General features: G+C 69.8%; 19 protein-coding genes. 13 read left to right on the top strand and 6 right to left on the bottom strand.

Features of this window, described 5'->3' with window-relative positions; translation table 11 throughout:
* Positions 1–157: 157 nt before the first annotated feature.
* The 13 genes from AB0F04_RS01105 to AB0F04_RS01045 all read left to right on the top strand — a co-directional run bounded on the left by AB0F04_RS01105 (position 158) and on the right by AB0F04_RS01045 (position 16,871).
* Positions 158–1,648, top strand: a complete 1,491-nt coding sequence (locus tag AB0F04_RS01105) for a ricin-type beta-trefoil lectin domain protein (protein ID WP_362036382.1) — start codon at positions 158–160, stop codon at positions 1,646–1,648.
* A 136-nt stretch (positions 1,649–1,784) separates the two neighbouring features.
* On the top strand, positions 1,785–4,643 hold the full coding sequence (locus AB0F04_RS01100; RefSeq protein WP_362036380.1) for a glycoside hydrolase N-terminal domain-containing protein: 2,859 nt from the start codon (positions 1,785–1,787) through the stop codon (positions 4,641–4,643).
* 122 nt (positions 4,644–4,765) lie between these two features.
* Positions 4,766–6,028, top strand: coding sequence for a ricin-type beta-trefoil lectin domain protein (locus AB0F04_RS01095; protein WP_362036378.1), 1,263 nt, complete (start codon positions 4,766–4,768; stop codon positions 6,026–6,028).
* Positions 6,029–6,254: 226 nt separating this feature from the next.
* A complete protein-coding gene (locus tag AB0F04_RS01090) occupies positions 6,255–7,139 on the top strand; it encodes a LysR family transcriptional regulator (protein WP_362036376.1) in 885 nt (294 codons plus the stop codon).
* Between the two features lie 73 nt (positions 7,140–7,212).
* Entirely contained in the window at positions 7,213–8,271 is a 1,059-nt protein-coding gene (locus AB0F04_RS01085) for a tartrate dehydrogenase (RefSeq protein WP_362036374.1), read from the top strand.
* 114 nt (positions 8,272–8,385) lie between these two features.
* Positions 8,386–9,522 carry an N-methyl-L-tryptophan oxidase gene (gene solA / locus AB0F04_RS01080; RefSeq protein WP_362036372.1) on the top strand — a complete coding sequence of 379 codons (1,137 nt, stop codon included), beginning with the start codon at positions 8,386–8,388 and terminating at the stop codon, positions 9,520–9,522.
* Positions 9,523–9,663: 141 nt separating this feature from the next.
* A complete protein-coding gene (locus AB0F04_RS01075; protein ID WP_037768947.1) occupies positions 9,664–10,344 on the top strand; it encodes a haloacid dehalogenase type II in 681 nt (226 codons plus the stop codon).
* A gap of 381 nt (positions 10,345–10,725) precedes the next feature.
* Entirely contained in the window at positions 10,726–11,832 is a 1,107-nt protein-coding gene (locus AB0F04_RS01070; protein ID WP_362036370.1) for an ABC transporter substrate-binding protein, read from the top strand.
* Entirely contained in the window at positions 11,825–12,964 is a 1,140-nt protein-coding gene (locus tag AB0F04_RS01065) for an ABC transporter ATP-binding protein (RefSeq protein ID WP_362036368.1), read from the top strand. Before AB0F04_RS01070 ends, AB0F04_RS01065 begins: the two co-directional genes overlap by 8 nt.
* A 3-nt stretch (positions 12,965–12,967) precedes the next feature.
* A complete protein-coding gene (locus tag AB0F04_RS01060) occupies positions 12,968–13,864 on the top strand; it encodes an ABC transporter permease (protein ID WP_362036366.1) in 897 nt (298 codons plus the stop codon).
* A complete protein-coding gene (locus tag AB0F04_RS01055) occupies positions 13,861–14,730 on the top strand; it encodes an ABC transporter permease (RefSeq protein ID WP_362036364.1) in 870 nt (289 codons plus the stop codon). The genes AB0F04_RS01060 and AB0F04_RS01055 overlap by 4 nt, the downstream gene beginning before the upstream one ends.
* Positions 14,731–15,039: 309 nt before the next feature.
* Complete coding sequence (locus tag AB0F04_RS01050) at positions 15,040–16,320, top strand: FAD-binding oxidoreductase (protein WP_362036362.1); 1,281 nt, start codon at positions 15,040–15,042, stop codon at positions 16,318–16,320.
* A gap of 197 nt (positions 16,321–16,517) precedes the next feature.
* Positions 16,518–16,871, top strand: coding sequence for a cupin domain-containing protein (locus AB0F04_RS01045; RefSeq protein WP_362036360.1), 354 nt, complete (start codon positions 16,518–16,520; stop codon positions 16,869–16,871).
* A 1,076-nt stretch (positions 16,872–17,947) separates the two neighbouring features.
* Here the strand turns inward: AB0F04_RS01045 and AB0F04_RS01040 are convergent.
* The 6 genes from AB0F04_RS01040 to AB0F04_RS01015 form a co-directional block, all read right to left on the bottom strand.
* Positions 17,948–19,378 carry an aldehyde dehydrogenase family protein gene (locus AB0F04_RS01040; RefSeq protein ID WP_362036358.1) on the bottom strand — a complete coding sequence of 477 codons (1,431 nt, stop codon included), beginning with the start codon at positions 19,376–19,378 and terminating at the stop codon, positions 17,948–17,950.
* A complete protein-coding gene (locus AB0F04_RS01035) occupies positions 19,371–19,547 on the bottom strand; it encodes a hypothetical protein (RefSeq protein ID WP_362036356.1) in 177 nt (58 codons plus the stop codon). The genes AB0F04_RS01040 and AB0F04_RS01035 overlap by 8 nt, the downstream gene beginning before the upstream one ends.
* Entirely contained in the window at positions 19,544–20,362 is an 819-nt protein-coding gene (gene otnI / locus AB0F04_RS01030) for a 2-oxo-tetronate isomerase (RefSeq protein ID WP_362036354.1), read from the bottom strand. Before otnI ends, AB0F04_RS01035 begins: the two co-directional genes overlap by 4 nt.
* Positions 20,363–20,409: 47 nt before the next feature.
* Positions 20,410–21,159 (bottom strand): aspartate/glutamate racemase family protein, encoded by a 750-nt coding sequence (locus AB0F04_RS01025; RefSeq protein ID WP_362036352.1) that lies wholly within the window; start codon positions 21,157–21,159, stop codon positions 20,410–20,412.
* Positions 21,160–21,315: 156 nt separating this feature from the next.
* Positions 21,316–22,179, bottom strand: a complete 864-nt coding sequence (locus AB0F04_RS01020; protein ID WP_362036350.1) for a class II fructose-bisphosphate aldolase — start codon at positions 22,177–22,179, stop codon at positions 21,316–21,318.
* Complete coding sequence (locus AB0F04_RS01015) at positions 22,179–23,627, bottom strand: four-carbon acid sugar kinase family protein (protein WP_362036348.1); 1,449 nt, start codon at positions 23,625–23,627, stop codon at positions 22,179–22,181. Before AB0F04_RS01015 ends, AB0F04_RS01020 begins: the two co-directional genes overlap by 1 nt.
* Positions 23,628–23,685: the final 58 nt, after the last annotated feature.

The raw sequence follows: 23,685 nt of genomic DNA, 5'->3' as shown, positions 1-23,685 counted from the left end.
CGCTGACATGCCCGCTGCTCGAGCGCTCTGGGAGGGGGCCGGCGCGGAGAGGGCAAGCTCCGCGCCGGCTCGCCCGGCTGCCGGCTCGCCCGGCCGACGTCGACAGACGCCCGCACAGCGCAGAACTGACCACACCGCCGACCGGGAAGGCACGACCATGCCTCACACCCATCACCGGCGCCACCTCGCCCGGGCGTTAGCCTGCATCCTGACCGCTCTCGGCGCGCTGGCGGTCGTCGGGCCCCAGAGCGCCTCGCCGGCCGCCGCCGACACCTCCCAGTTCCGCGGCGTCAACTGGGCCCGGCTCGGCGACAACTTCCACGGTGGACCGCTGGTCCTGCACGGGTTGAGCGCCTCCGACAGCTACCAGACGGTCGTGGCGAAAGCCAACGCCGTCTACACCGGTTTCGAGAACAACCTCGGCGCCAACACCGTTCGGCTCCCGGTCAACACCTACACAGTCGGCACGAGCTGGTGGAGCGCGTACACGGGCGCGATAGACGCGGCCACCGCGAAGGGATTCAAGGTCGTCCTCTCCTACTGGGAGGACGGGGTGGCCGCCCGCGGCGGTCGCATCGTCGACCCGAGCGCCTTCGACACGATGTGGAACACCGTGCTCGCCCGGTACGGCACCAACAGCCTCGTCTACTTCGAGCCGATGAACGAACCGGGCGGGCACAGCGCCGGCGAGTGGGCGAACCTGGTGAGCGACTGGATCAGCAGCCGCCCGTCGATTCCGCGGAACCGCGTCTTCGTCAGCGGCGCCGGCCTGAACACCGACATCAAGTCCCTGTGCGCCGACCGCCGCCTCGACGGCACGTTCCTGTCGCTGCACCACTACACGTTCTTCAGCGGCGCGAAGACCTACGACCAGTGGGTGGCGTACCTGCGGGACGCGATCGGCTCCTGCGCCGGCCGCACTGTCGTCGACGAGTTCGGCGCGCCGATGGACACCGGGCTCAACTACCACGACGCCGGCAGCACCGACAACTTCGTGCGCTACTTCCGGGCCACCACCACGGTGCTCCGGGAACTGCGCATCGGCTCCGTCTACTGGCCCGGGCTGGGCGGAAAGATACGCGCCGGCCAGGGTGACGACTGGTATGCCATGCAGAAACTGCACGGCACCGGTACCAACCTCACGCTCAGCACGCCCAGCGCCGGCGGCCGCGAGCGCCTCCGGTACAGCTGGGGCCTGGACGGCGACGCCCCGGCCCCGACCAGCCTCCTGCGCAACGCCGGCACCGGGCGCTGCCTGGACATCCCCGGCGGGACCATGGCGAACATCCAGGTCCAGGTGAACACCTGCGCCAACTCGGCCGGTCAGCAGTGGACCTTGACGGCGGGCAGACAGATCACCGCACTCGGGGGCCGGAAGTGCCTGGACGCGTACAGCAACGGGACGACGAACGGCACCGTGGTCGGCACGTGGGCGTGCAACGGCGGCGACAACCAGCGGTGGACGGCGGGCGCTGACGGCACCGTCCGCAGCGTTCACTCCGGCCTCTGCCTCGACGTGAACACCACCACCTCCAAGGTGCAGCTGTGGGCGTGCTGGGGCGGCGACAACCAGAAATGGCAGATCCAGAACACTGACGCGCGACGCGACGCCCGGCTCGGCGGACACGGCGGACACGGCGGACCGTGACCGCCGCCGCGGCCGAACCGATGGCGACGCACTGCGGCTCGTCGGAGAGGACACCGGGCCAACGTCGCCCCTCTCACCGGCGGTTCGTCATCACCCAAGTCAGCGACCTGCTCCGGCCCGGTGAGGGGAGAACGACATGTCCGAGGTGACACGCAGACGGTTCCTCGCCGCCGGGGCGGTGGCTGGAGCAGGGATCGTGCCGGGTGGGTGGACGGCCACCGCCAGGGCCGGCTCGGCCGCGCCGCCGAAGGTTCTGGCCGCGGACGACCTCGCCCTCTGGTACGACAAGCCGGCCGGCGCGGACTGGCTGCGGGCCCTGCCGATCGGCAACGGACGCCTCGGCGCGATGGTGTTCGGCAACATCGACACCGAACGGCTGCAGCTCAACGAGGACACCGTCTGGGCCGGCGGTCCGCACGACTCCGCCAACACCCGCGGCGCGGCCAACATCGCGGAGATCCGGCGGCGGGTCTTCGCGGATCAGTGGGGGCCGGCACAGGACCTGATCAATCAGACGATGCTGGGCAGCCCCGCCGGACAGCTGGCCTACCAGCCGGTCGGAAACCTTCGGCTCTCTTTCGGCAGCGCCACCGGTGCGTCGCAGTACAACCGGACGCTGGACCTCACCACCGCCACGGCCACCACGACCTACGTGCTGAACGGCGTGCGGTACCAGCGTGAGGTGTTCGCCAGCGCACCCGACCAGGTGATCGTGGTCCGGCTGACGGCCGACCGGGCCAACTCCATCACCTGCACCGCCACGTTCGACAGTCCACAACGGACCACGGTGTCCAGCCCGGACGGGGCCACGATCGCCCTCGACGGCATCTCCGGCACCATGGAGGGCATCGCCGGGCGGGTCCGGTTCCTCGCCCTGGCGGGCGCCGCCGTGACCGGCGGCACGGTCAGCAGCTCGGGCGGCACGCTGCGGATATCCGGCGCCACCAGCGTGACGGTGCTGGTGTCGATCGGCTCCAGCTACGTCGACTTCCGCAACGTCGGCGGCGACTACCAGGGGATCGCGCGCAGCCGCCTCAACGCCGCCCGCGGCGTCGGCATCGACGGACTGCGCAACCGGCATCGTGCCGACTATCAGGCGCTGTTCAACCGGGTGTCGATCGATCTGGGCCGTACGGCGGCGGCCGACCAGCCGACCGACGTACGGATCGCGCAGCACACACAGGTGAACGACCCGCAGTTCTCCGCCCTGTTGTTCCAGTTCGGCCGGTACCTGCTCATCTCGTCCTCGCGGCCGGGCACCCAGCCGGCGAACCTGCAGGGCATCTGGAACGACCAGATGGCTCCGTCCTGGGACTCGAAGTTCACCATCAACGCCAACCTGCCGATGAACTACTGGCCCGCCGACACGACGAACCTGTCCGAGTGCTTCCGCCCGGTCTTCGACATGATCAACGACTTGACCGTGACCGGCGCCCGGGTGGCACAGGCGCAGTACGGCGCCGGCGGCTGGGTGACGCACCACAACACCGACGCGTGGCGGGGCGCCTCGGTCGTCGACGGGGCGCAGTGGGGGATGTGGCAGACCGGTGGCGCATGGCTGGCCACCCTGATCTGGGACCACTACCTGTTCACCGGTGACACCGACTTCCTCCGCTCGAACTATCCGGCCCTGAAGGGCGCCGCCCAGTTCTTCCTCGACACCCTGGTCGCCCACCCGACGCTCGGACACCTGGTCACCAACCCGTCGAACTCTCCGGAGCTCGCTCACCACGCGAACGCCACCGTCTGCGCCGGGCCCACCATGGACAACCAGATCCTGCGCGACCTGTTCACCGGCGTCGCCCGCGCCGGCGAAGTCCTCGGTGTGGACGCCGGCTTCCGCGCGCAGGCACTGGCGGCCCGGGACCGGCTGGCGCCGACGCGGGTCGGCTCCAGGGGCAACATCCAGGAGTGGCTGGCCGACTGGGTGGAGACCGAGCGGACTCACCGGCACGTCTCCCACCTCTACGGTCTGCATCCGAGCAACCAGATCACCAAGCGCGGAACACCCCGGTTGCACGAGGCGGCGCGGCGGACGCTGGAGCTGCGCGGTGACGACGGGACGGGCTGGTCGCTCGCGTGGAAGATCAACTTCTGGGCGCGGCTGGAGGACGGCGCCCGGGCCCACAAGCTGATCCGGGACCTGGTGCGGACGGACCGGCTCGCGCCCAACATGTTCGACCTGCACCCGCCCTTCCAGATCGACGGCAACTTCGGCGCCACCTCGGGCATCGCGGAGATGCTGCTGCAGAGCCACAACGGCGAACTGCACGTGCTGCCGGCGCTGCCGGCGGCGTGGCCCACCGGGCGCGTGAGCGGACTGCGCGGCCGCGGCGGACACACCGTCGGCGCCGAGTGGAGCAGCGGCCGGATCGAGTTCACCGTCACACCCGACCGGACCGGTGCCGTCCGGGTGCGCAGCCGGATCTTCACCGGCGACTTCACCCTGCGGGACGAAGCGAGCGACGAGCCGGTCCAGCCGAAGCGGCCCGAGGCCGATCTCATCGAGTTCACCGGCCAGGCCGGCCGCACCTACCGCGCGTCCGCACTCAGGTCGGGTCCGGTGGAGGCCGGTGTGGCCTACCGGCTGGTGGCCCAGCACAGCGGCAAGGCCGCCGACATCAGCGCTGCGTCCACGGCCGCCGGGGCGCGGCTGATCCAGTGGCAGATCACCGCCGGTCCCCACCAGCACTTCGAGTTCCTGCCCTCCGATGGCGGGCACCACAAGATCCGGCTCGGGCACAGTGGGCTGTTCCTGCAGGTCGCCGGTAGCGGCAGCGGCGCCGACATCACCCAGCAGCCGGCCACCGACACCACCGGCCAGCAGTGGCGGACAGTCGACCACGGCGGTGGCGTGATCAGTCTGGTCAACCGGCAGAGCGGCCTCGCCCTGGACGTGTGGGAGGCCTCCACCGCCGACGGAGCCCGCATCTCCCAGTGGGCGGCCACCGGCAGCACCAACCAGCGATTCCAACTCCACCGCATCCAGCCTTAGGGCGAACCGCGGCCCCACCGACCAGTCAGAGCCGTGTCACCGAGCAGCGAGGGAGTCGCATGATGTCGATCCACAGATGGTTGTTGGGGCGAGCCGTGTCAGCGGCCTTGCTCGTTCTGGCCATGGCCGGCATGGCAGGGGTCAGTGCTGCGGCCGACACGTCGCCCACCGCCGGGGCCGCCCTCGCGGGGACCGCCGGATGCGGACGTGCCCCCACACTGACGAACGGTACGCACACGATTCAAAGCAACGGTAAGAGCCGCTCCTTCATCCTGAGCATCCCCGAGAACTACGACAACACCCGCCCATACCGACTGATCTTCGGATTCCACTGGCTGGGTGGCACCGCCGGGCAGGTCGCCGGCGGCGGTAGCGACGGCGATGTCTACGCCCACTACGGACTCCGGCGACTGGCGAACAACAGCGCGATCTTCGTGGCTCCGCAGGGCCTCAACAACGGCTGGGGCAACTCCGGCGGCGAGGACGTGACCTTCGTCGACGACATGATCAGGCGCATCGACAACGACCTCTGCGTCGACACCACGCAGCGCTTCGCCCTCGGCTTCAGCTACGGCGGAGCCATGAGCTACGCACTCGCATGCGCCAGGCCGAACGTCTTCCGTGCGGTCGCCGCGATAGCCGCGCCCGGGGGGATCAGCGGGTGCAGCGGGGGCACCCAGCCCTTCGCGTACATGGGAATCCACGGCATCAACGACAACATCGGCGCCGGTCGCGGACTGCGGGACAGGTTCGTCAGGAACAACGGCTGCACTGCCCAGAACCCGCCGGAGCCCGCGTCGGGCAGCCGCACCCACATCACCACCGCCTACTCGGGCTGCCGAGAGGGGTATCCGGTCGTGTGGGCCGCGTTCGACGGAGGTCACCAGCAGGGTCCGGTGGACGGGTGCGCCGGCTGTGAGAGCGGCGCCAGGAGCTGGGTCAAGCAAGAGGTCTGGAGCTTCTTCACCGGTGCTGACCCGATTCCGAATCCCCCGGACCCGGACCCGACCACCTTCCGGCTGCGGAGCCAGTCCGCCGGCCGATGCCTGGACGTCAGCGGTGCCAACTCGTCCAACGGCGCCCAGATGATCATCTGGGACTGCCACACCGGCACCAACCAGCAGTTCACTCAGACGGGACAGACCCTGCGGGTGATGGGCAGATGCCTGGACGTGCCGAGCAACGCCGCCTCCGGCACCCGCGCACGGATCTGGGACTGCACCGGCGGCGCGAACCAGCAGTGGAATGTGAACACCGACGGAACCGTCACCAACGTCCGGACCGGACTCTGCCTGGACGTCGACGGCGCCGGCACCGCCAACGGCGCTGCGGTGATCGTGTGGAACTGCCACACCGGAGTCAACCAACGCTGGGCCCGAGGGTAGGCAGACCTGCGGAGGCGGCCGCGGCAGTCGCGGCCGCCTTCATCCTTCCGGGAAAGCAGGGCGCGAAGCGCCGTAGCTGTCCGGTGAATACTCAGTCGGCTGTGACCGTGCTTGGGTGACGATTACGGCCAGTGCATCGGTGGTCCGTACTTCGTCCAGGCGATCTTCACGCCACCATGGTCGAAACCCGACCGAGTCATCGGTTCTTCGAGGACAGAGGGCGCGTATGGACATTCGGCAGCTGGAGTACTTCCTCGCGATCGTTGATCGTGGGGGCTTCAACCGTGCGGCGTCGGCTCTGTACGTGTCGCAGCCGTCGCTGTCGCAGGCCGTGCGGGCGCTGGAGCGTGATCTGGGCTCGGAGCTGTTCCATCGCATCGGGCGCAGGGCCGTGCTGACGGAGGCGGGAAGGGCCCTGATCGAGCCCGCCCGGGAGGCCGTGCGGAGTCTGGAGACGGCGCGGGCGAGTGTTGCGGCGGTGCATGAGCTGCGTGAGGGGCGCCTTGATGTGGCGGCGATGCCGTCGCAGGCGGTGGAGCCGCTGACGAGCTTGGTCAGTGCCTTCAGCCGCCGCTATCCCGGCGTTTCCGTGGCGATCAATGCGGCGTTCAGGTCGCGTGATGTGATCGACATGGTGCGCACGGGTGCGGTGGAGCTGGGACTCCTGGCGTCCGCCGGTCCTCTTTCCGACAAGGAGGTCGTCTCCCATGCGCTGGGGCGGCAGCGTTTTGTGCTGGTGGTGCCGGCCGACGGCCCGTTCGCCGGCCGGACGGCGGTGGAGGCACGGGAGCTTGCGGGACAGCGGCTGATCGTCGGGCAGTCGGGTACCGGGATGCGTGCCTACGTCGACGCCTTGCGGGAGCAGGGCATCGACTTCGCCGTCGCCGTCGAGACCGAGCACCGGGTGTCGCTGATGCCCCTGGTGCTGGCCGGGGTGGGGCTGGCGGTGGTCACGGATTCCTGGCGGGACCTCGCCGGCCGGCTGGGCGCCCGCGTCCTGGACATCGAGCCGGAGAACACCTTGGACATCGCCCTCGTCGCCCGCCGCGGCAGCCTGTCGCCCGCGGCCGCCGCGTTCGTCACGGCCGCGACCTCGGCCACCGACAGGTGATAGGCCCCGCTTATAAGGCAGATCCGCTTTGCGTCTTGGACGCCCCTCGGACCGCCCTGCTGCAATCGACGCCATGACGACGAACCACCGGATCGCCCTGATCCCGGGCGACGGCATCGGCGCCGAGGTACTGCCCCCGGCACAGCAGGTGCTCGATGTTCTCGGCCGCCGCCACGGCTTCAGCCTCTCCTACACGTCGTACGACTGGTCGTGCGAGCGGTACCTGCGGGAGGGCGCCATGATGCCCGCCGACGGGATCGACCGGCTGCGCGAGGCGGACGCGATCCTGCTGGGCGCAGTGGGATACCCGGGGGTGCCCGACCATGTCTCGCTGTGGGGACTGCTGATCCCCATCCGGCGCAGCTTCCGCCAGTACGTCAACCTCCGGCCCGTCCGTGTCTTCGAAGGCATCGACAGTCCGGTGCGCGGCGCACGGCCGGGCGAGGTCGATGTCGTCGTCGTGCGCGAGAACACGGAAGGCGAGTACAGCGAGGTCGGCGGCCGGCTCAACAGCGGCTTCCCGGACGAGGTCGCCGTGCAGGAGGCGGTGTTCACCCGGGCCGGCGTCACACGTCTGCTGGACTTCGCCTTCACGCTCGCCTCCCAGCGCGGCGGCCGCCTGACCTCCGCGACCAAGTCGAACGGCATCATCCACACCATGCCGTTCTGGGACCAGCTCGTCACCGAGCGGGCCGCCTCGTTCCCGCAGGTCGCCTGGGACCAGGAGCACATCGACGCGCTCGCGGCGAAGTTCGTCCTCGAGCCGGCCCGCTTCGACGTCGTCGTGGCCTCCAACCTCTTCGGCGACATCCTCAGCGACCTCGCGGCCGCCGTCGCCGGATCCATCGGCATCGCCCCTGCGGCCAACCTCAACCCCGAGCGGGACTTCCCCTCGATGTTCGAGCCGGTGCACGGCTCCGCACCCGACATCGCGGGGAAGGGCATCGCCAACCCGCTGGGCGCGATCTGGTCAGCGGCCATGATGCTCGACCACCTCGGTCATCAGGCCGCGGCCAGGGACATCACGGACGCGATCGCCGCGGTCCTGGCCAAGACCGATGTCCGCACCCGTGACCTGGGCGGAACCGCGACCACCGCCGAGTTCACCGACAAGCTGATCGAACTCCTCTGAGCCATCTCGCCCTGCCTCAGGGGCGCAGCGAAGTATGGGTTGACCTGCAGGATTCCATGGCCGAAAGTGAGCGCCATTCCAGCGGGGCCCAAACCGGAAGAAAGGAGCGATTTCATGAGCATCCCGAAGCGCGTCGCCGTGATCGGAGCCGGCAGCATGGGCAGCCAGGCCATGTGGCGACTGGCCGCCCGCGGAGCCGAGGTCATCGGCTACGACCGGTACGCACCGGGTCACGACCGCGGCGCGGCCGGGGGCGAGAGCCGCATCTACCGAGCCGCCCACCTCGGCGAGCCCGGCTATGTTCCGCTGCTGCGGCTCGCGGACCGGATGTGGGAGCAGCTCCAGGAGGAGACGGGCCGGTCGCTGCGACGCCGCAGCGGCAGCCTCGTGATGGGAGGGACCGCCTCACCGTCCATGCGCCTTCTCCTTTCCACCAGCGCCGCCCAGGGGCTGGATCACGAGGTACTGGACCGGGAGGAACTCGCCCGCCGCTACCCCCAGCACCGGCTTCCGGACGGATACACCGCCGTCCTCGACCGGCTGGGCGCCGTCATCAGACCCGAGGCGTCCATCCAGGCCGCCGCCACCCGCGCCGAACAGCTGGGCGCCCGGCTGCACCGCTACACCACGGTGCGCGAGGTCGTCCCCGCGGCGGGCGGCGGGGTGCAGATCGTCACCGACCAGGGCACGGACCACGTGGACGCCGCCGTGGTGACCGTGGGCCCCTGGATCAACGCCCTGCTCCCGGACCTCCCCCAGGCCATCGACGTCCGCCGGGTGATCTGCTCCTGGCACCTGCCCACGCGCCACGACTGGTTCGCGGGCGGTGCCCCTCCCTTCGTGCGCGCCACACCCCACGACTGCTTCGGGATCCCGTCGCCCGACGGCATCTCCGTCAAGCTCGGTCTCTCCTTCAAATACCATGCGCCCGTGCCCGAGCCCGAACGGCTCGACCGTACGGTCCGCCCCGAGGAACTCGGCGTCTTCCGCGAGCTCATCGGTGAACTCATGCCCGACCTGAACCCCGACCCCATCAGGATGTCGGCCTACATGGAGGGCTACACCACGTCCGGAAACCCGCTCGTCGGTCATCTGCCCGGCGAGGACGACATCATCGTCATGGCGGGATTCTCCGGCAGCGGCTTCAAGCTGTCGCCCGCCATGGGAGAGATCGCCGCCGACCTGGCGCTCGACGGCACCACGGAGCACCCCGTCGACTTCCTCGCCCCGGCAGGAGTCGGCGCCACCTGACCCCGGGCGAGCGCCGACGACATCACCCCGCACCCCCACACCCCGCCCCCCCCACACCCCACGCCGACATATCTGTCATGGGCATGCCCGAAATCAGGTTGCCCGCAACCAGTTCCCCGCAGCAAGAAAGTGAGCACTCCCATGCCCATTCCCTCGTTCCAGTGGCGCCCCAAGTACGTCTCGTTCGACTGCTACGGCACGTTGATCGACTGGCCGATGAACCCCATCACGCGTGAGCTCGTCGGCGACCAGATCCCGGCCGAGCACTGGGACCAGTTCGTCAAGGAGTTCCGCGGCTACCGCTACGACTCGGTCTGCGGCGAGTACAAGCCCTACGAGCAGACACTGCAGGACGCCTTCGAGGGCGTCTGCCGCAAGTGGGGCATCAAGGCCGCCCCCGACGCCGGCAAGCGGCTCGGCGACGGCGTCCGCAGCTGGGGCCCGCGCGCCGATGTGCCGGAACCGCTGAAGAAGATGGGCGAGAACTACAAGCTGGTGATCCTCTCCAACGCCGACAACTCCTTCCTCGAGGAGAGCGTGCCCCGGCTCGGCGCGGACTTCCACGCGGTCTTCACCGCGGAGCAGGCCGGCTGCTACAAGCCCCGCTACGCCGCGTTCGAGTACATGCTCGACCAGCTCGACGCGTCCCCCGAGGACTTCGTGCACGTCTCCTCGCACACCCGCTACGACCTGCTGCCGATGCACGACATGGGCTTCCGCAACCTCGTCCTCCTGGACCGCGGCAGCGACCCGGTCACCCACGGGTACGACTACGTGACGGTGAAGTCCCTGGACGAGCTCAACACCATGCTCGGCCTCTGAGCCGCGACGCACACCGTCCCGCACCTACACCTCGAAGGATCCGCAGTCCATGCCGGCGACGCCCGCGTAGAACTCGCAGGACCGGGCCGAGGGCGACGTCCGCCGCATCCTCGGCCCGGCCGACGGCACCGAGCACACCGTCCATGCCCCGGCCGACGGCCGGATCTTCTACGGCACGCACGGCCTCACCGTCCCCGACGCGGAACTGGCCGCCCCGGCCCTCCCGCGGGACCCCGCCACGGCCACGCGCCCGCCCTCCGGCCCGCAGGCCAGGGCGTCGACTACGACGAGGCGGATCACCCCCAGACCCAGCTCCGGCTGCCGCTTTCCACGTCCCCAGCCGCGCCCCTTCTTGCGGCAGGCACCACCAGGAGGCACACGATGAAAGACACCCGAATAGACCGCAGACTGTTCCTGAGAGGAATAGGCGGGGTCACGGCGGGTGCAGCCGCCGCGACCGCCCTCAGCGCCTGCGGTACCGGTACCAGCCGGGCATCGGCCGGCGGCGGCAAGAGCGGCGGCAAGACGGTGGTCGTCCGCGACAGCGGCGGTTCCTACGGTGCGGCGCTGCAGAAGGCGATCTATACGCCGTTCACGCAGGAGACCGGTATCCAGGTGAAGGTGCTGAACCTGGACAACGCCCCGCTGCTCGCCCAGATCAAGCAGGGCCGCCCGCAGTGCGACCTCATCAACGACGCGATGGTGTCGCACCTCAAATACGTCAAGCAGGGCGCGCTGGAGAAGCTGGACCTCGACCGGCTCAAGAGCGTGAAGAGCGCCAAGATGCCCGAGAACCAGATCACCGAGCATGCCATCGGCCATAGCTTCTACGGCCAGTGCATCGCCTACCGCACGGACGCCTTCGGCGGAAAGAAGCCCGAGTCGTGGGCGGACTTCTGGGACACCAAAGCGTTCCAGGGTGGTCGTGCGATGTGCAGCCCGGACGGTGACCTGCCGGAGCTGGAGTTCGCGCTGCTGGCCGACGGTGTGCCGATGGACAAGCTGTACCCGCTGGATGTGGACCGTGCCTTCAAGGTGCTGACGCGGCTGCGGGGCGACATCAAGAAGTTCTGGGACAGCGGCCCGCTGCCCGGTGTGCTGCTCAGCCGCCAGGAAGTGACGATGTCCACCGTGTGGGACGGCCGGATCGCCGACCTGCAGAAGCAGGGCGTCCCGGTGGAACGGCAGCTCAACGGCATGCGGCGCCAGTTCTCGGGCTACGCCATCGCCAAGGGCGCGGCCAACCTGGACAACGCCTACCAGCTGTTGGACTTCTCGCTGCGGGCCGAGAGCCAGGCCGCGCTGGCGAAGGCATTCCCGTCGAACCCGTCGTCCCCGGTGGCCTACGAGAAGCTCAGCGAGGGCGAGCGCGACGCACTCGCCGGTGCGCCCAAGTACTACGACATGGGTTTCGACGCGGATGTCGACTGGTGGCTGAAGAACGAAGCGGCCGTCACCAAGCGCTGGTTGGAGTGGGCTCGTGGCTGATTTCGGTGTTGCCACACCGCCGGTGAAGGTGGCCGGCGGCAAGCCGGCCACCGCGACCGGAAAATCTTTGTCGGTGGTGGCCCTGCGCAAGACCTACGGCGATGTGGTCGCCGTCGACGAGGCGTCGATGGAGATCGCGGCGGGTGAGTTCGTCACCTTCCTCGGCTCGTCCGGGTCGGGCAAGACCACGACGCTGATGATGATCGCCGGGTTCTGTGAGCCCGACTCCGGCACCATTACCGTCGGGGACCGTGACGTCACCCGCCTCGCCCCGCAGAAGCGCAACCTCGGCTTCGTCTTCCAGCAGTACCTGCTCTTCCCGCATATGACCGTGCAGGAGAACGTCGCCTTCCCGCTCACCCTGCGCGGCGTGGGCAAGGACGAGATCCGCCGCCGGGTGGGGGAGACGCTGGAGATCGCGGGCCTGTCCCGCTTCGGTGGTCGTAAGCCGCGTGAGCTGTCCGGTGGCCAGCAGCAGCGTGTCGCGTTGTGCAGGGCGCTGGTGTACCGCCCGCCGGTGATCCTCATGGACGAGCCGCTGGGCGCGCTGGACAAGAAGCTGCGTGACCAGCTCCAGGTGGAGATCAAGACCATCCAGCAGGAACTCGGCCTGACGGTCATCTATGTGACGCATGATCAGGAAGAGGCGCTGGTCATGTCGGACCGCATCGCGGTGATGCGCAACGGTCTGATCGAGCAGTTCGACACTCCCAGGGAGCTGTTCGAGCGGCCCAGGACGCCGTTCGTGGCGGACTTCCTCGGCGCGGCGAACTTCCTGCCCGGCCGTATCGAGCAGCACACCGACGCCCACACCCTGGTCCGCCTCGACAACAGTGGCGGCTTGATCAAGGCCCGCCGCCACGACCTGCCCTCCGGCGTGTCTGTGAAGGTCGCCGTTCAGCCGGGTCGGCTGCGGGCCTGTGCCGCCGATGACGGGTTCTGTACCGGCACGGTGGAGACTGCCACCTACGTCGGCACGCTGGTGCGGGCGGGGGTGCGCATCGAGGGCAAAGAGGCGCCGCTGCTGCGCTTGGAAGTACCCGCCGGCCGCGGCCCGGTCGCCGGCGAGCGGGTCGGGATCAGCACCGACGCCGAGGACGTCAACCTCTTCGCCGACGAAAAGGCAGGGTGAGTCATGGCCGCCACCCTCACCGCCACCGCCCCCGCGCGCCCGCGCAAACTGCTCGCATCACGCCGAGCCCGGGTCGGAATCCTGTACGCACTGCCGGTCGTCGTCTATCTGCTGGTGCTGTTCGTCTACCCGATCTTCAGCACCCTGCTCCTCAGCCTGAAGAACGCCGACGGATCCTTCACACTGCACTGGTACGCCGATGCCCTGACCGGCGTCAACCTCTCCGTCCTGATCACCACCCTGCGGATCTCCGCCGAGACAGCGGTGCTCAGCCTGGTCTTCGGCTTCATGTTGGCCCAGGCGATCACCCGGCTCAAGCCCATCCTCGCGGGTCTGGCCATGCTGGTCGTCGTCGTCCCGCACTTCATCAGCGCCCTGGTGCGCACCTACGGCTGGATCATCATGCTCGGTGACAAGGGCCTGGTGAACGAGACCCTGACCGCCATGTCGGTGCCCGGAGCGCCGTTCCAGCTGCTCTACAACGAGCTGGGTGTGGTCATCGGCACCACGTCGATGATGCTGCCGTACACGGTGCTGCTGCTGTACGGGGTGATGCGGGGGGTGGACCGGCGTCTGCTGGCGGCCGCGTCCAGCATGGGCGCGGGCAAGGTGACCATCTTCCGCCGTATCTACCTGCCGTTGGTCGCCCCGGGGCTGGCCAGTGCCGGACTGCTCAGCTTCATCCTGTCGCTGGGTTACTACATCACCCCGGCCCTGATGGGCGGCCCCAACCAGACGATGATCGCCACCCTCATCAACCAGCAGGTCACCAAGGAGAACCAGTGGAACGGAGCCGCCGCGCAAGGCGTCATCCTGCTGGTGCTCACCCTCGCGGGACTGCTGCTGGTCAAGGCCGTCACCTCCCTCGGTGCCAGCCGTAAGAAGAGGAGCGCGACATGATGGAACTGCGCAAGTCCCTCACCGGCCGCATCGCTCTCACGGCGGTGGCCACCGTGATCCTGCTGTTCCTGGCGCTGCCGATCGTGGTCATCCTGGTCACCTCCTTCAGCAACAACGCCTTCGCCTCGTTCCCGCCCCAGACGTGGACGCTGAACTGGTACAAGGCCCTGTTCGCCGACGGCAGCAAATGGCCCGCCGCGCTGTCCCTGAGCGCTCTGATCGCGGCTCTGAGCACCGTGTTCTCCTTGATCATCGGTGTCACCGCCGCGACCGCGCTGACGCGCAGTGAACTGCCGCTGCGTTCGGCGGTCTACGCCCTGGTCCTCGGGCCGCTGATCATCCCGCAGATCGTCACCGCACTCGGGCTGTTCCTGTTCTTCGAACCCGCGGCGATGCTGGGCAGCCCCATCGCCATCGCCCTCGGCCACACCGTGCTGGCCTCGCCGATCGCGGTGCTGATCCTGGTGGCAACCCTGCGCGGCATCGACGAACGCCTTGAGGACGCCGCCGCGAGCATGGGCGCCGGGCGCCTCACCATCGCCCGGAAGATCACCTTCCCCCTCGCCGCGCCGGGCATGATCGCGGCGGCGATCTTCTCCTTCATCACCAGCTTCGACGAGTTCTACATCTCCCAGTTCCTCTCCTCGGTCAACACCGTCACGCTGCCGGTGCAGGTCTACAACTCGCTGACCTTCGAAATCGACCCCAGCGTGACCGCGGTCAGCGCGCTGCTCACCGCCTTTGCCATCCTCGCCCTGGGCTTGGTGGCCCTGGTGCGCTGGATCGGCTCCGGAAAGCAGGGCTCGCTGCTCTCGGTGGAGAACACGGCAGGCGTTGCCAACCCCGCAGGCGAGACCGCCGCATGACCGCCAACGGCTCGTTCGGCCCCGAGGGCGAGGACCTCCTCGTCGTCCAGCGAGGGGAGGGACCGTACGTCGACGACGCCGACGGCAGGCGCTACATCGGCGGCCCGTGAGGGCTGTGGCCGGCGTCGGCCTGATCGTCGACCTGATATCGCGCCGACCGCGGGCGAGGCCCGCCTCCTCGCCCGCGTCTGCAACCGTTCCATGCCGCTGATCCGGATGCACCCCCGCGGATCAGCGACCGCAGTCCCGTAGGCCGCGCTCCTGGTGGTGCCCGGCCGCGCCTTCGAAACTTCCCGCTAAGGACCCGACATGAAGACGATTCCCTACTGGATGGAAACCGCCGGGGCGTTTCCCGACCGGTCCGGCAAGCCGCTGACCGAGGACACCGACCTGGTGGTCGTCGGCGCCGGCCTGACGGGTCTGTCCACCGCCCTGCACTCCGCCCGCAAGGGCGCCCGCGTCACCCTCGTCGAGAAGGGCCAGATCGGCTCCGGTGCCTCCGCGCGCAACGGCGGCATGGCCAACCTGGGCTTCACCATCGGCGTGGGGCAGGCCATCCGCCGGTACGGCCTCGAGCGGGCCCGGGAGATCTACAACTCCTACGGCGAGGCCGTGGACACCGTCGAGCGGCTCGTGAACGAGGAGTCCATCGACTGCCAGTTCCGCCGTGTCGGACGCCTGGGCCTCGCGTCCCGCCCCGCTCACTTCGAGAGCCAGAAGGCCAAGCAGCGCGACCTGGCCAAGTACTTCGGACACGAGACCACTCTGATCGGCAAGTCCGAGCTGCGTTCCGAAATCGGATCCGATGCCTACCACGGCGGGCTGCTCGACCCGTTCAGCGCCGCACTGCACGTGGGCCGCTTCGTGCGCGGGATGGCCGAGGCGTGCGAGCGCACCGGTGTCGAGATCCACGAGCGCAACGCGGCCATCGCCGTGCGGCGTACCGCCGCCGGCCGTTTCGAGGTGCAGACCGAGCGCGGTGTCATGCGTGCCGGGCAGGTCATGATGGCCACCGACGCCTACACCGACAAGAACTTCCCGTGGCTGCGCCGCCAGCAGGTCTGCGTGGGCAGCTTCATCATCGTCACCGAGCCGCTCGGCGAGGAGCTTGCCCGGGACATCATCCCCAAGGCCCGCCTCCTCGTCGACTCCAACAAGGTCTGCCACTACTTCCGGCTCACCCCGGACAACCGGCTGCTGTTCGGCGGCCGCGCCCGCTTCGCACCGTCCGACCCCACCTCGGACAAGAAGAGCGGACAGGTTCTGTTCCGTGAGATGTGCGAGATCTTCCCCCAGCTCTCCCGCACGAAGGTCGAGTACGTGTGGGGCGGCTCCGTCGGCTTCGCCATGGACCGCATCGTGCACGCTGGGCAGAGCGAGGACGGCGTCTACTACTCCATGGGATACGCCGGGCACGGCGTCCAGATGGCCACCCACATGGGGCACGTCGTGGCCGAGGTGATGGACGGCCACCCCGAGGTCAGCCCCGTCCGCGACATCGCCCCGCCCCGCATCCCCCTCTACAACGGCACCGCCTGGTTCCTGCCCTTCGCGGGCGCCTACTACAAGACGCTGGACCGCATCCGCTGACCGGTCGGCAGCCGGCGTGGGCAGCACCGGCAGCCAACGAAGTCCTCGCCGCCGACCGCGCGTGGCCCACCTGCTCAGCAGAAGGGCCTGTCACCCGCCGAGAGGCTCACCGACCTGCTGCGTGCCGTGACCGTGGAGCGCAGCCGTCAGGCGCTGATCCCATTCGCATCGCTTCCGAAACCAATAGAGGAAAAAGCATGTCGCTCCTGAAGACCATCGACACTGATCCCTCCTTCGCACCCAGCGAGTCCGGCCCGCTGCCGGAACGCCTGATCTCCGGCGACCCGGCGTACAAGACCTGGGCCCAGGACAGTGCCCGTGAGGGAACGATCAACACGGGTGTCTGGGAAGCCACGCCCGGCGAGACGCGCTCGATCAAGGGCGAGACCTTCGAGTTCTGCCACATCCTTTCCGGCGTCGTCGAACTCACGCCGGAAGGTGGTGAGCCGGTGATCTACAAGGCTGGCGACAGCTTTGTCATGAAGCCGGGCTACGTCGGTGTCTGGAAGACCATCGAAACCGTGCGCAAGATCTACCTGACCGTGTCGTAACGCCGCCCGGTCCCATCCGTACTGCTCGGTGTCGCCGCGTGGAAAGCGGGCGGGCGCACGGAGAGGCCCAGATCGACGAGGCCCTCCGCGCGCCCGCGGCCCGCAGGCGGCAGCGGAACGTGGCGGCCTGCGCGCAGCTTCGATCCCGGTGATCTCACTGCACGGGATCCATATATCCGCGGTTGGCCATAGAGAAGAGCGACCAGCACCCAGGCGGCGTTCATCTGCCAGGACTTCGTAAGCAGCAGCCCGAGGCCGACCCGTTCGCCCCCTTTCACGCGGTCCTCGACCTTCGCGTGATCACGCTAGAGGGCGTCCACGAACCACACCTGCCCGGAGCCGGGAATTCCGGAAAGCCCATGGTGAGCGGGGACGTTCGTGGCGAGGGCTTGAGCCCACGCACGATCAGCCGCATCCCGGTCGGCCAGCCGGCAGGTCGCGCGGGCCGGTCAGCTCGGCGACCTGGTGAGGAACCATGTCGCCGCGGGCCCTTGATCGCGTGGATCTTGCCGTCCTGCCGCAGCGCGGCCGTCCGCACTTTCGCCGGCACAGCAGCGCGATGGCCTGCTCGTCCGGGGCGTTGACGGCCCAGCCGGTCACCCAGCTATTGGCCACCCACGCACCCAGCGGCCTGTGACCGAAGCTGCCCTTGAAGGCGCGCCCTCCTCGCGGCTGACGCAGGTGACGATGGTCGCGTCCAGGTCGAGGACGTACCAGTTGGCCGGCTCGCGGCCGCACACCGGGATCCGGCCTGCGACGGGGGCGCCGATCGCCGCCAGAGCACGGCGCAACGTGCTCTCCGAGACCGGTCCGCCGAGCACCGCCCGCCAGTGGTATTGGAGTTGCTCGGCCTCCAAGATGTTCGTCGCACCGAGCATGATTGCGCAGGCCAGCTGAACAGAAAGTCCAGATCGTCGCAGGTGCGAGGCGCCCTTTCGTTGTCAGGGCGCCAGTCGGTTGTTCCAGCTGCATGCATGAGGCTGATGCAGCAGACAGTCAGGTGCGCCCCATCGACAGATCTGACAATTCCTCCGGCCGCGCCGTTGCGCGGGAGTCGCGCGCGGCGCGGAAGGCGGTCATCGCGCCACGTCGGTGATGTGGTTGATGCAGACGACCTTGGGCTGGGTCATTTCCTCGAAGGCGAAGCGCACACCTTCGCGGCCCATGCTGCCGTACTTGTATCCGCCGAACGGCATGGCGTCGAAGCGGTAGTCGGAGGAGTCGTTGATCATGACGCCGCCGGCTTCCAGCAGCCGTGCCGCGTTCAGGGCGCGGTCCAGGCGGGAGGTGAAGATGCCCGCGTGGAGGCTGTAGTCGATGGCGTTGGCCTGCTCGATGGCGTCCTCGAACGACGTGAACGGCTGCAGCGCGACGACCGGCGCAAACACCTCCTCCTGCCAGATGGAGCAGGTCGCCGGGACGTCCTCCAGGACGGTCGGCGCGTACAGGGCGCCGGTGATCTCGTTGCCGCACAGCAGGACCGCGCCCTGGGCCATCGCCGTGTCGACCTTGGCCCGGGTGGCGGCCGCGGCTTCCGGGGTGATCATGGGGCCGACGTCGGTGCGCTCGTCGAGCGGGTCGCCGAGGCGCAGCCGCCGGGTACGGGCGACGAAGGCGTCGCGGAAACGCTCGTAGACCTGGGCCGCGATGAGGATCCGCTGGGTGCCGATGCAGTTTTGGCCGGCGGCCCAGAACGCGCCGGAGACGCAGGAGGCGACGGCCTCGTCGAGGTCGGCGTCGTCCATGACGATGACCGGGGCGTTGCCGCCCAGGTCCATGGCGAGTTTCTTCAGGCCGGCGGTGCGGGAGATGGCCTCGCCTGTGGCGAACCCGCCGGTGAAGGACACCATGCGCACGTCGGGGGAGGAGACGATCGCGGCACCGATGCCCGCGTTGCCGTTGACGACGGTGACGATCTCCTCGGGCAGGCCGGCCTCGATGAGGGTGTCGACCAGGCGCAGGGCGGACAGCGGTGTCAGCGCGGAGGGTTTCAGGATGACCGCGTTGCCCCCGGCGATGGCCGGGCCGAGTTTGTGGGCGACCAGGTTGAGGGGGTCGTTGAACGGGGTGATGGCGGCGATGATGCCCAGCGGCTCGCGGGTGAACCAGCCCTGCCGCTTCTCGGAGCCCTCGTAGGAGTCGAAGGGGATGACCTCGCCGGCGTTGCGCCGTGCCTCCGCTGCGGACAGGGACAGGGTGTTGACCGCGCGGGCGACTTCCTTGCGGGCCTGGGTGAGCGTCTTGCCCGCCTCGGTGACGATCAGCAGGGCGAAGGACTCGGCGCGCCGCTCGACCAGGTGGGCGGCGCGTTCCAGGACCCCGGCCCGGGAGGCGCGGGACAGCGCGGCCGCGGTGCGGCGCCCGCACCTGGCCTGCTGAAGGATGCCGCCGACGGCGTTCGCGTCGACGGTCGGGACCGAGGCGATGACCTCACCGGTGTAGGGGTTGTGCACGGGCGCCGTGTCGGCGCCGAGTTCGATGCTGGGGGGTACGACGGTGTCAGGCACGGTGAGTCTCCTTCAGAACGGGGCGCGTGGGCGCGGCGTAGTCGTCGGCGTGGTGCTGGTGGATGGCGATGAGGTCCGACAGCAGGGCGTAGGCGGTCTCGATGCGACCGGCGCCCGGCCCGGACACCGTGACGGTGACGAGGAGGCTCGGGGTGGCCGTACCGCTCATCCTCGTGCGCCTTCTGCTCGGTGGCTGCGGTAGTCGTCGAGCCAGCCAAGACCTTCGCTCGTGCCGGCGCGGGGGCGGTACTCGCAGCCGGTCCACCCGTTGAAGCCCAGCTCGTCGACCACGTCGAGCAGGTGGCGGACGTTGAACTCGCCCTGGTCGGGCTCACCCCGGTCGGGCACGCCCGCGATCTGCAGATGACCGACCCGGCCGGTCGGCAGGTCGCGGCGCAGCGTCGTGGTGAGGTCGCCCTCCACGATCTGGCAGTGGTAGAGGTCGAGCTGCACCTTGAGGTTGGAGGCTCCCACCTCCTGCACCACGGCGTGGGCCTCGGCCTGGGTGCTCAGGAAGTATCCGGGCATGTCGCGGCCGTTGATCGGCTCGATCAGGATGTCGACCCCCGCCGCGGCGGCCCGTTCCGCGGCCCAGGCCAGGCTGGTCAGGTAGGTGTCGCGGTGCTTGGCCCGCTCGACCGGCGTCGCGTCCGGTCGGACCAGCCCGGCCATCAGGTGCACCCGAGGGCAGGCCAGCACCGCCGCGTACTCCAGCGCCCGGTCCACCCCGGAACGCACCTCCGCCTCACGTCCGGGCAGTGCCGCCGTCCCGCGCTCTCCGGATTCCCACGCTCCTGCAGGTGCGTTGAAGAGCACCTGCACCAGGCCGTGGTCGTCGAGCCGGCGGCGCAGCTCGGCGGCGTCGTACGCATAGGGGAAGAGGTACTCGACCCCCTGGAAGCCATCGGCCGAGGCCGCGGCGAAGCGGTCGAGGAAGTCGTGTTCGTTGTACATCATGGACAGGTTCGCTGCGAACCTCGGCATGCTGGCTCCTGTGTTCCGGCCGGGGACGGCCACGGTCAGTGGTTGAATCACCTAGCTCCGCAGCCTCCCTGCCATTCCGTGTTCTCCCAGGCCCTCCCTGTGGCATGGGCAGGTTCAGCCGTCTGCTCACGCAGCACACGCACCGCGTTCGCCGTTCCGCTGCGCGGGCTGGAGAGCACGGGCTTGCCGACCGCTTCGGCGATCGCGGGAGCCAGCCGTGCCATGGAGGCCTGGGCCAGCACGATCACGTCGACCTCCTTGGCCAGCGCCCGTGCCCCGTCCAGCACCATCGCGTCGTGGCGGTCGCGGTCACCGGACATCAGCACCGAGAAGGCGCCCTCGCAGAGCAGCTCCTGGACGGTGATGTCGCGGCCGGCCGCCCGGGCCTTCTCCTCGACGAGGGCACGGGTCGGCGGCAGCGTCGTGGGGACCGTGGCAAGGACGCCGACGGCGTCCGCGGTCTCGACCGCGGACGCGGTCATCGCATCGTCGATCTTGACGATCGGGACGGAGACGAGGCGCCGGGCCACGTCGATGGCCGGGCCGACCGAGGAGCAGGCGGAGAAGATGACGTCGGCGCCCGCGGCCTGCGCGGCTTGGGCCAGGTGCACCATGCGCTGCGTGCTGGCAGGCGAGATCTCGCCGTCGCGCACCACGGCTGCGAGCACGTCGCTGTCAACGAAGTGCAGGACCCTGGCGTCCGGCGCGAGTTCCGAGAGGTACTCGTTGATGACCGAATCGGCGTCGACGAACAGCAGGCTGGTGTGCAGTACGGCGATCGTGGCAGTGGTGGACATGATGGCTCCAGCAGGGTGTGTTGTCGGCCCGCGTGCCCAGGAGGGCACGAGAGTGCGGGGCAGAGCGGTGCGAACCGCGCGCAGCGCGCACGGCCGGGAGGGTGGACGAGGCTGCCGCCGGTGCGGTGGGCTCGAGACGGCGGGGCCGCGTTCAGGTCATGCGTTCGCCCCCACGGTGCGGGGGCTCAGGCGGCCGATGACATCCAGGGCGGCGTCCCGGACCGCGTCGCGGCCCGCCCTCCACAGGGAGACGACGTCGGCGCCGGGCAACGCGGACGGGAGGGTCACGCGGGTGGCCTCCAGGTAGGCGCGGCGCAGTTCGGCGTTGACGTTGACCTTGGCGACGCCTCGGACGAGGGCGCCGTGCAGCTCCTCGACGGGCAGACCGCTGGCGCCGTGCAGGACGAGCGGGACGGTCACGGCCTCGTGGACCGCGGCCAGCCGCTCCAGGTCCAGGCGGACCGGATGCCCGGTGAAGCCGTGGACGTTGCCGACGGCGACGGCGAGCGCGTCCACGCCCGTCGCGGCCACGAATTCGGCCGCCTGCCGCGGATCGGTCATCGCCGCGCTGTGGGCGACGGCGTCGGTGGAGACGTCCTCGTCGCCGGGGAGGGCGCCGAGTTCGGCCTCCACCCAGGCGCCGTGGTCGCGGGCCCGGCGGACCGCCTCCTTCGTCAACGCGATGTTCTCGGCGAACGGCAGGTGGGAGCCGTCGACCATGACGGAGGTGTAACCCGCCTCGAGGCAGGCGGTGATCTCGTCCAGGTCCCGGCTGTGGTCGAGGTGCACCCCCAAAGAGGCCGTGGAGCGCGCGGCGGCGTCCAGCGCCAGCCGCATCAGGGCCTCGCGCCCGGCGTGCTTGAAGGGACTGGAGCCCGCCTGGATGACGACCGGCTGTCCGGCGGCCTCGGCGGCCGCCGCGATGCCCTGGACGGTCTCCAGGTTGTAGGCGACGAACCCGGGCAGGGCGCGGCCGGCGGCCGCGGCCTCCTTCAGAGCATCGGTTCCGTGCAGCAGCATCAGGCACTCCTGAGCAGGTCGAGGGCGTCGGCGAGGGCGTCGGCGCCCCCGACGTTCCCGGCGAAGACGATGTAAGGGATGCCGGCGGCGGGGCCGTCCACCGGCTCCCACAGCGAGACGATGCCCGGCAGCAGCGTGCCCCGGGCCCAGGCACGGCGGATCCCCAGGCCGTGGGTGGCGGTGTCGCTGGAGGTGATACCGCCCTTGGCGACGACGAAAGCGGGCCGCCGGGTGGCGTTGACCTGGCGCACGGCCTGAACGAGCGCGGCGGAGACCCGGCGGGAGATCGCCAGACTGTCGTTGGCGTCGGCGCCCGTCACCAGCACGCGAGAGGTGCGGATCACCGCGTCGGCCGAGTCCAGCGCGCCGGCGGCCGCGGCCGCGACCTCGGCGATGTGGGCCTCACGCCGCTCCTCGTCGAGCAGCAGGGCCACGTCCAGCTCGTACTCGGCGATCCCGCCCCGCTCCCGCAGCCGGTCCAACTGCACTGTCGTCAGCGCCACATGGGACCCGACGACGATGAGACCGTGCGGCGCGTCCCCGTGCAGCGGGCGCAGTTCGGCCGGAGTGAGCGGTGCCCGCCCGGCCTGTCCGGCGCGGGCCCTGACGAAGGACGGCCCGACCCGGTACAGCAGCCGCGCGCCGTTCTGCTCCGCCTCCGCGAGGGCCAGGGCGAGCACCCGCAGATCGTCGTCGCACACCGCGTCGACGACGGCCACCCGTCCGCCGCGCAGCGAGGACAACAGCCGCGCCGTGTGCGCCGGGCCGCCGCCGCGCAGGTCGTCGAGCGTGACGCGCAGGACCTCGTCCGCGGGGACGTGTCCGCCCGTCTTCTCCTCGACCCACTCGGGCAGCGACGAGCTGCGGTAACCGAAGGTGGCGTCACGGGCGAACTCGCTCATCCCGACCGGGAGCAGTCCGTCGGCGGTCCGCATCCAGTGGTTCGAGCCGACGGTCAGCCGGCCCGCCTCGATGTAGGCGGGGACCAGCACCACACCGTCCCGAGCACCCGCGCCCAGCCCGGTCAGCTCCTCGGCGAGGACATCGGTCTCCAGCGGGAAGTGGCCGCGCAGAGTCGAGTCCCCGCGGCTGGCCAGGACGTAGCCGGTGCCCTCGGCCGCGGCGGCCGCGTGCAGGGCGCGGACCACCTCGCGGTTGCGGGCGGCCGCGTCCTCGGACGACAGACTGCGGGTGTTGGTCAGGACGAAGAAGACGGCACTGTCCTGGCGCAGCGCCCAGCGCAGGTCGTCCACCGTCCAGGACGTCAGGACGGGCACGTCGGCGACCGTCTGGGTGCCGGTCGGATCGTCGTCGAGGACGACGAGACGGGGTCCGCCGGATATCCGGGCGGCCACTTCCGCGGCGTTCGCCTCGCGCACCGGGGGCAGCCCTTCCAGCACCGCCGCCTCGGGGACGGGCAGCGTCTGGGCATGGAGGGGTAGGGACATGGCGAATTCCTGCTCTACTACGGTTGGTCGGGAGGGGATACGTCAGTCGGGGTCGCGC

Origin of the sequence: Streptomyces sp. NPDC029041 (assembly GCF_040637515.1) — a bacterium.
Classification (GTDB): domain Bacteria; phylum Actinomycetota; class Actinomycetes; order Streptomycetales; family Streptomycetaceae; genus Streptomyces.
The sequence above is the reverse complement of the archived record's forward strand: the minus strand, read 5'-3'. Positions and strand labels throughout refer to the sequence as shown.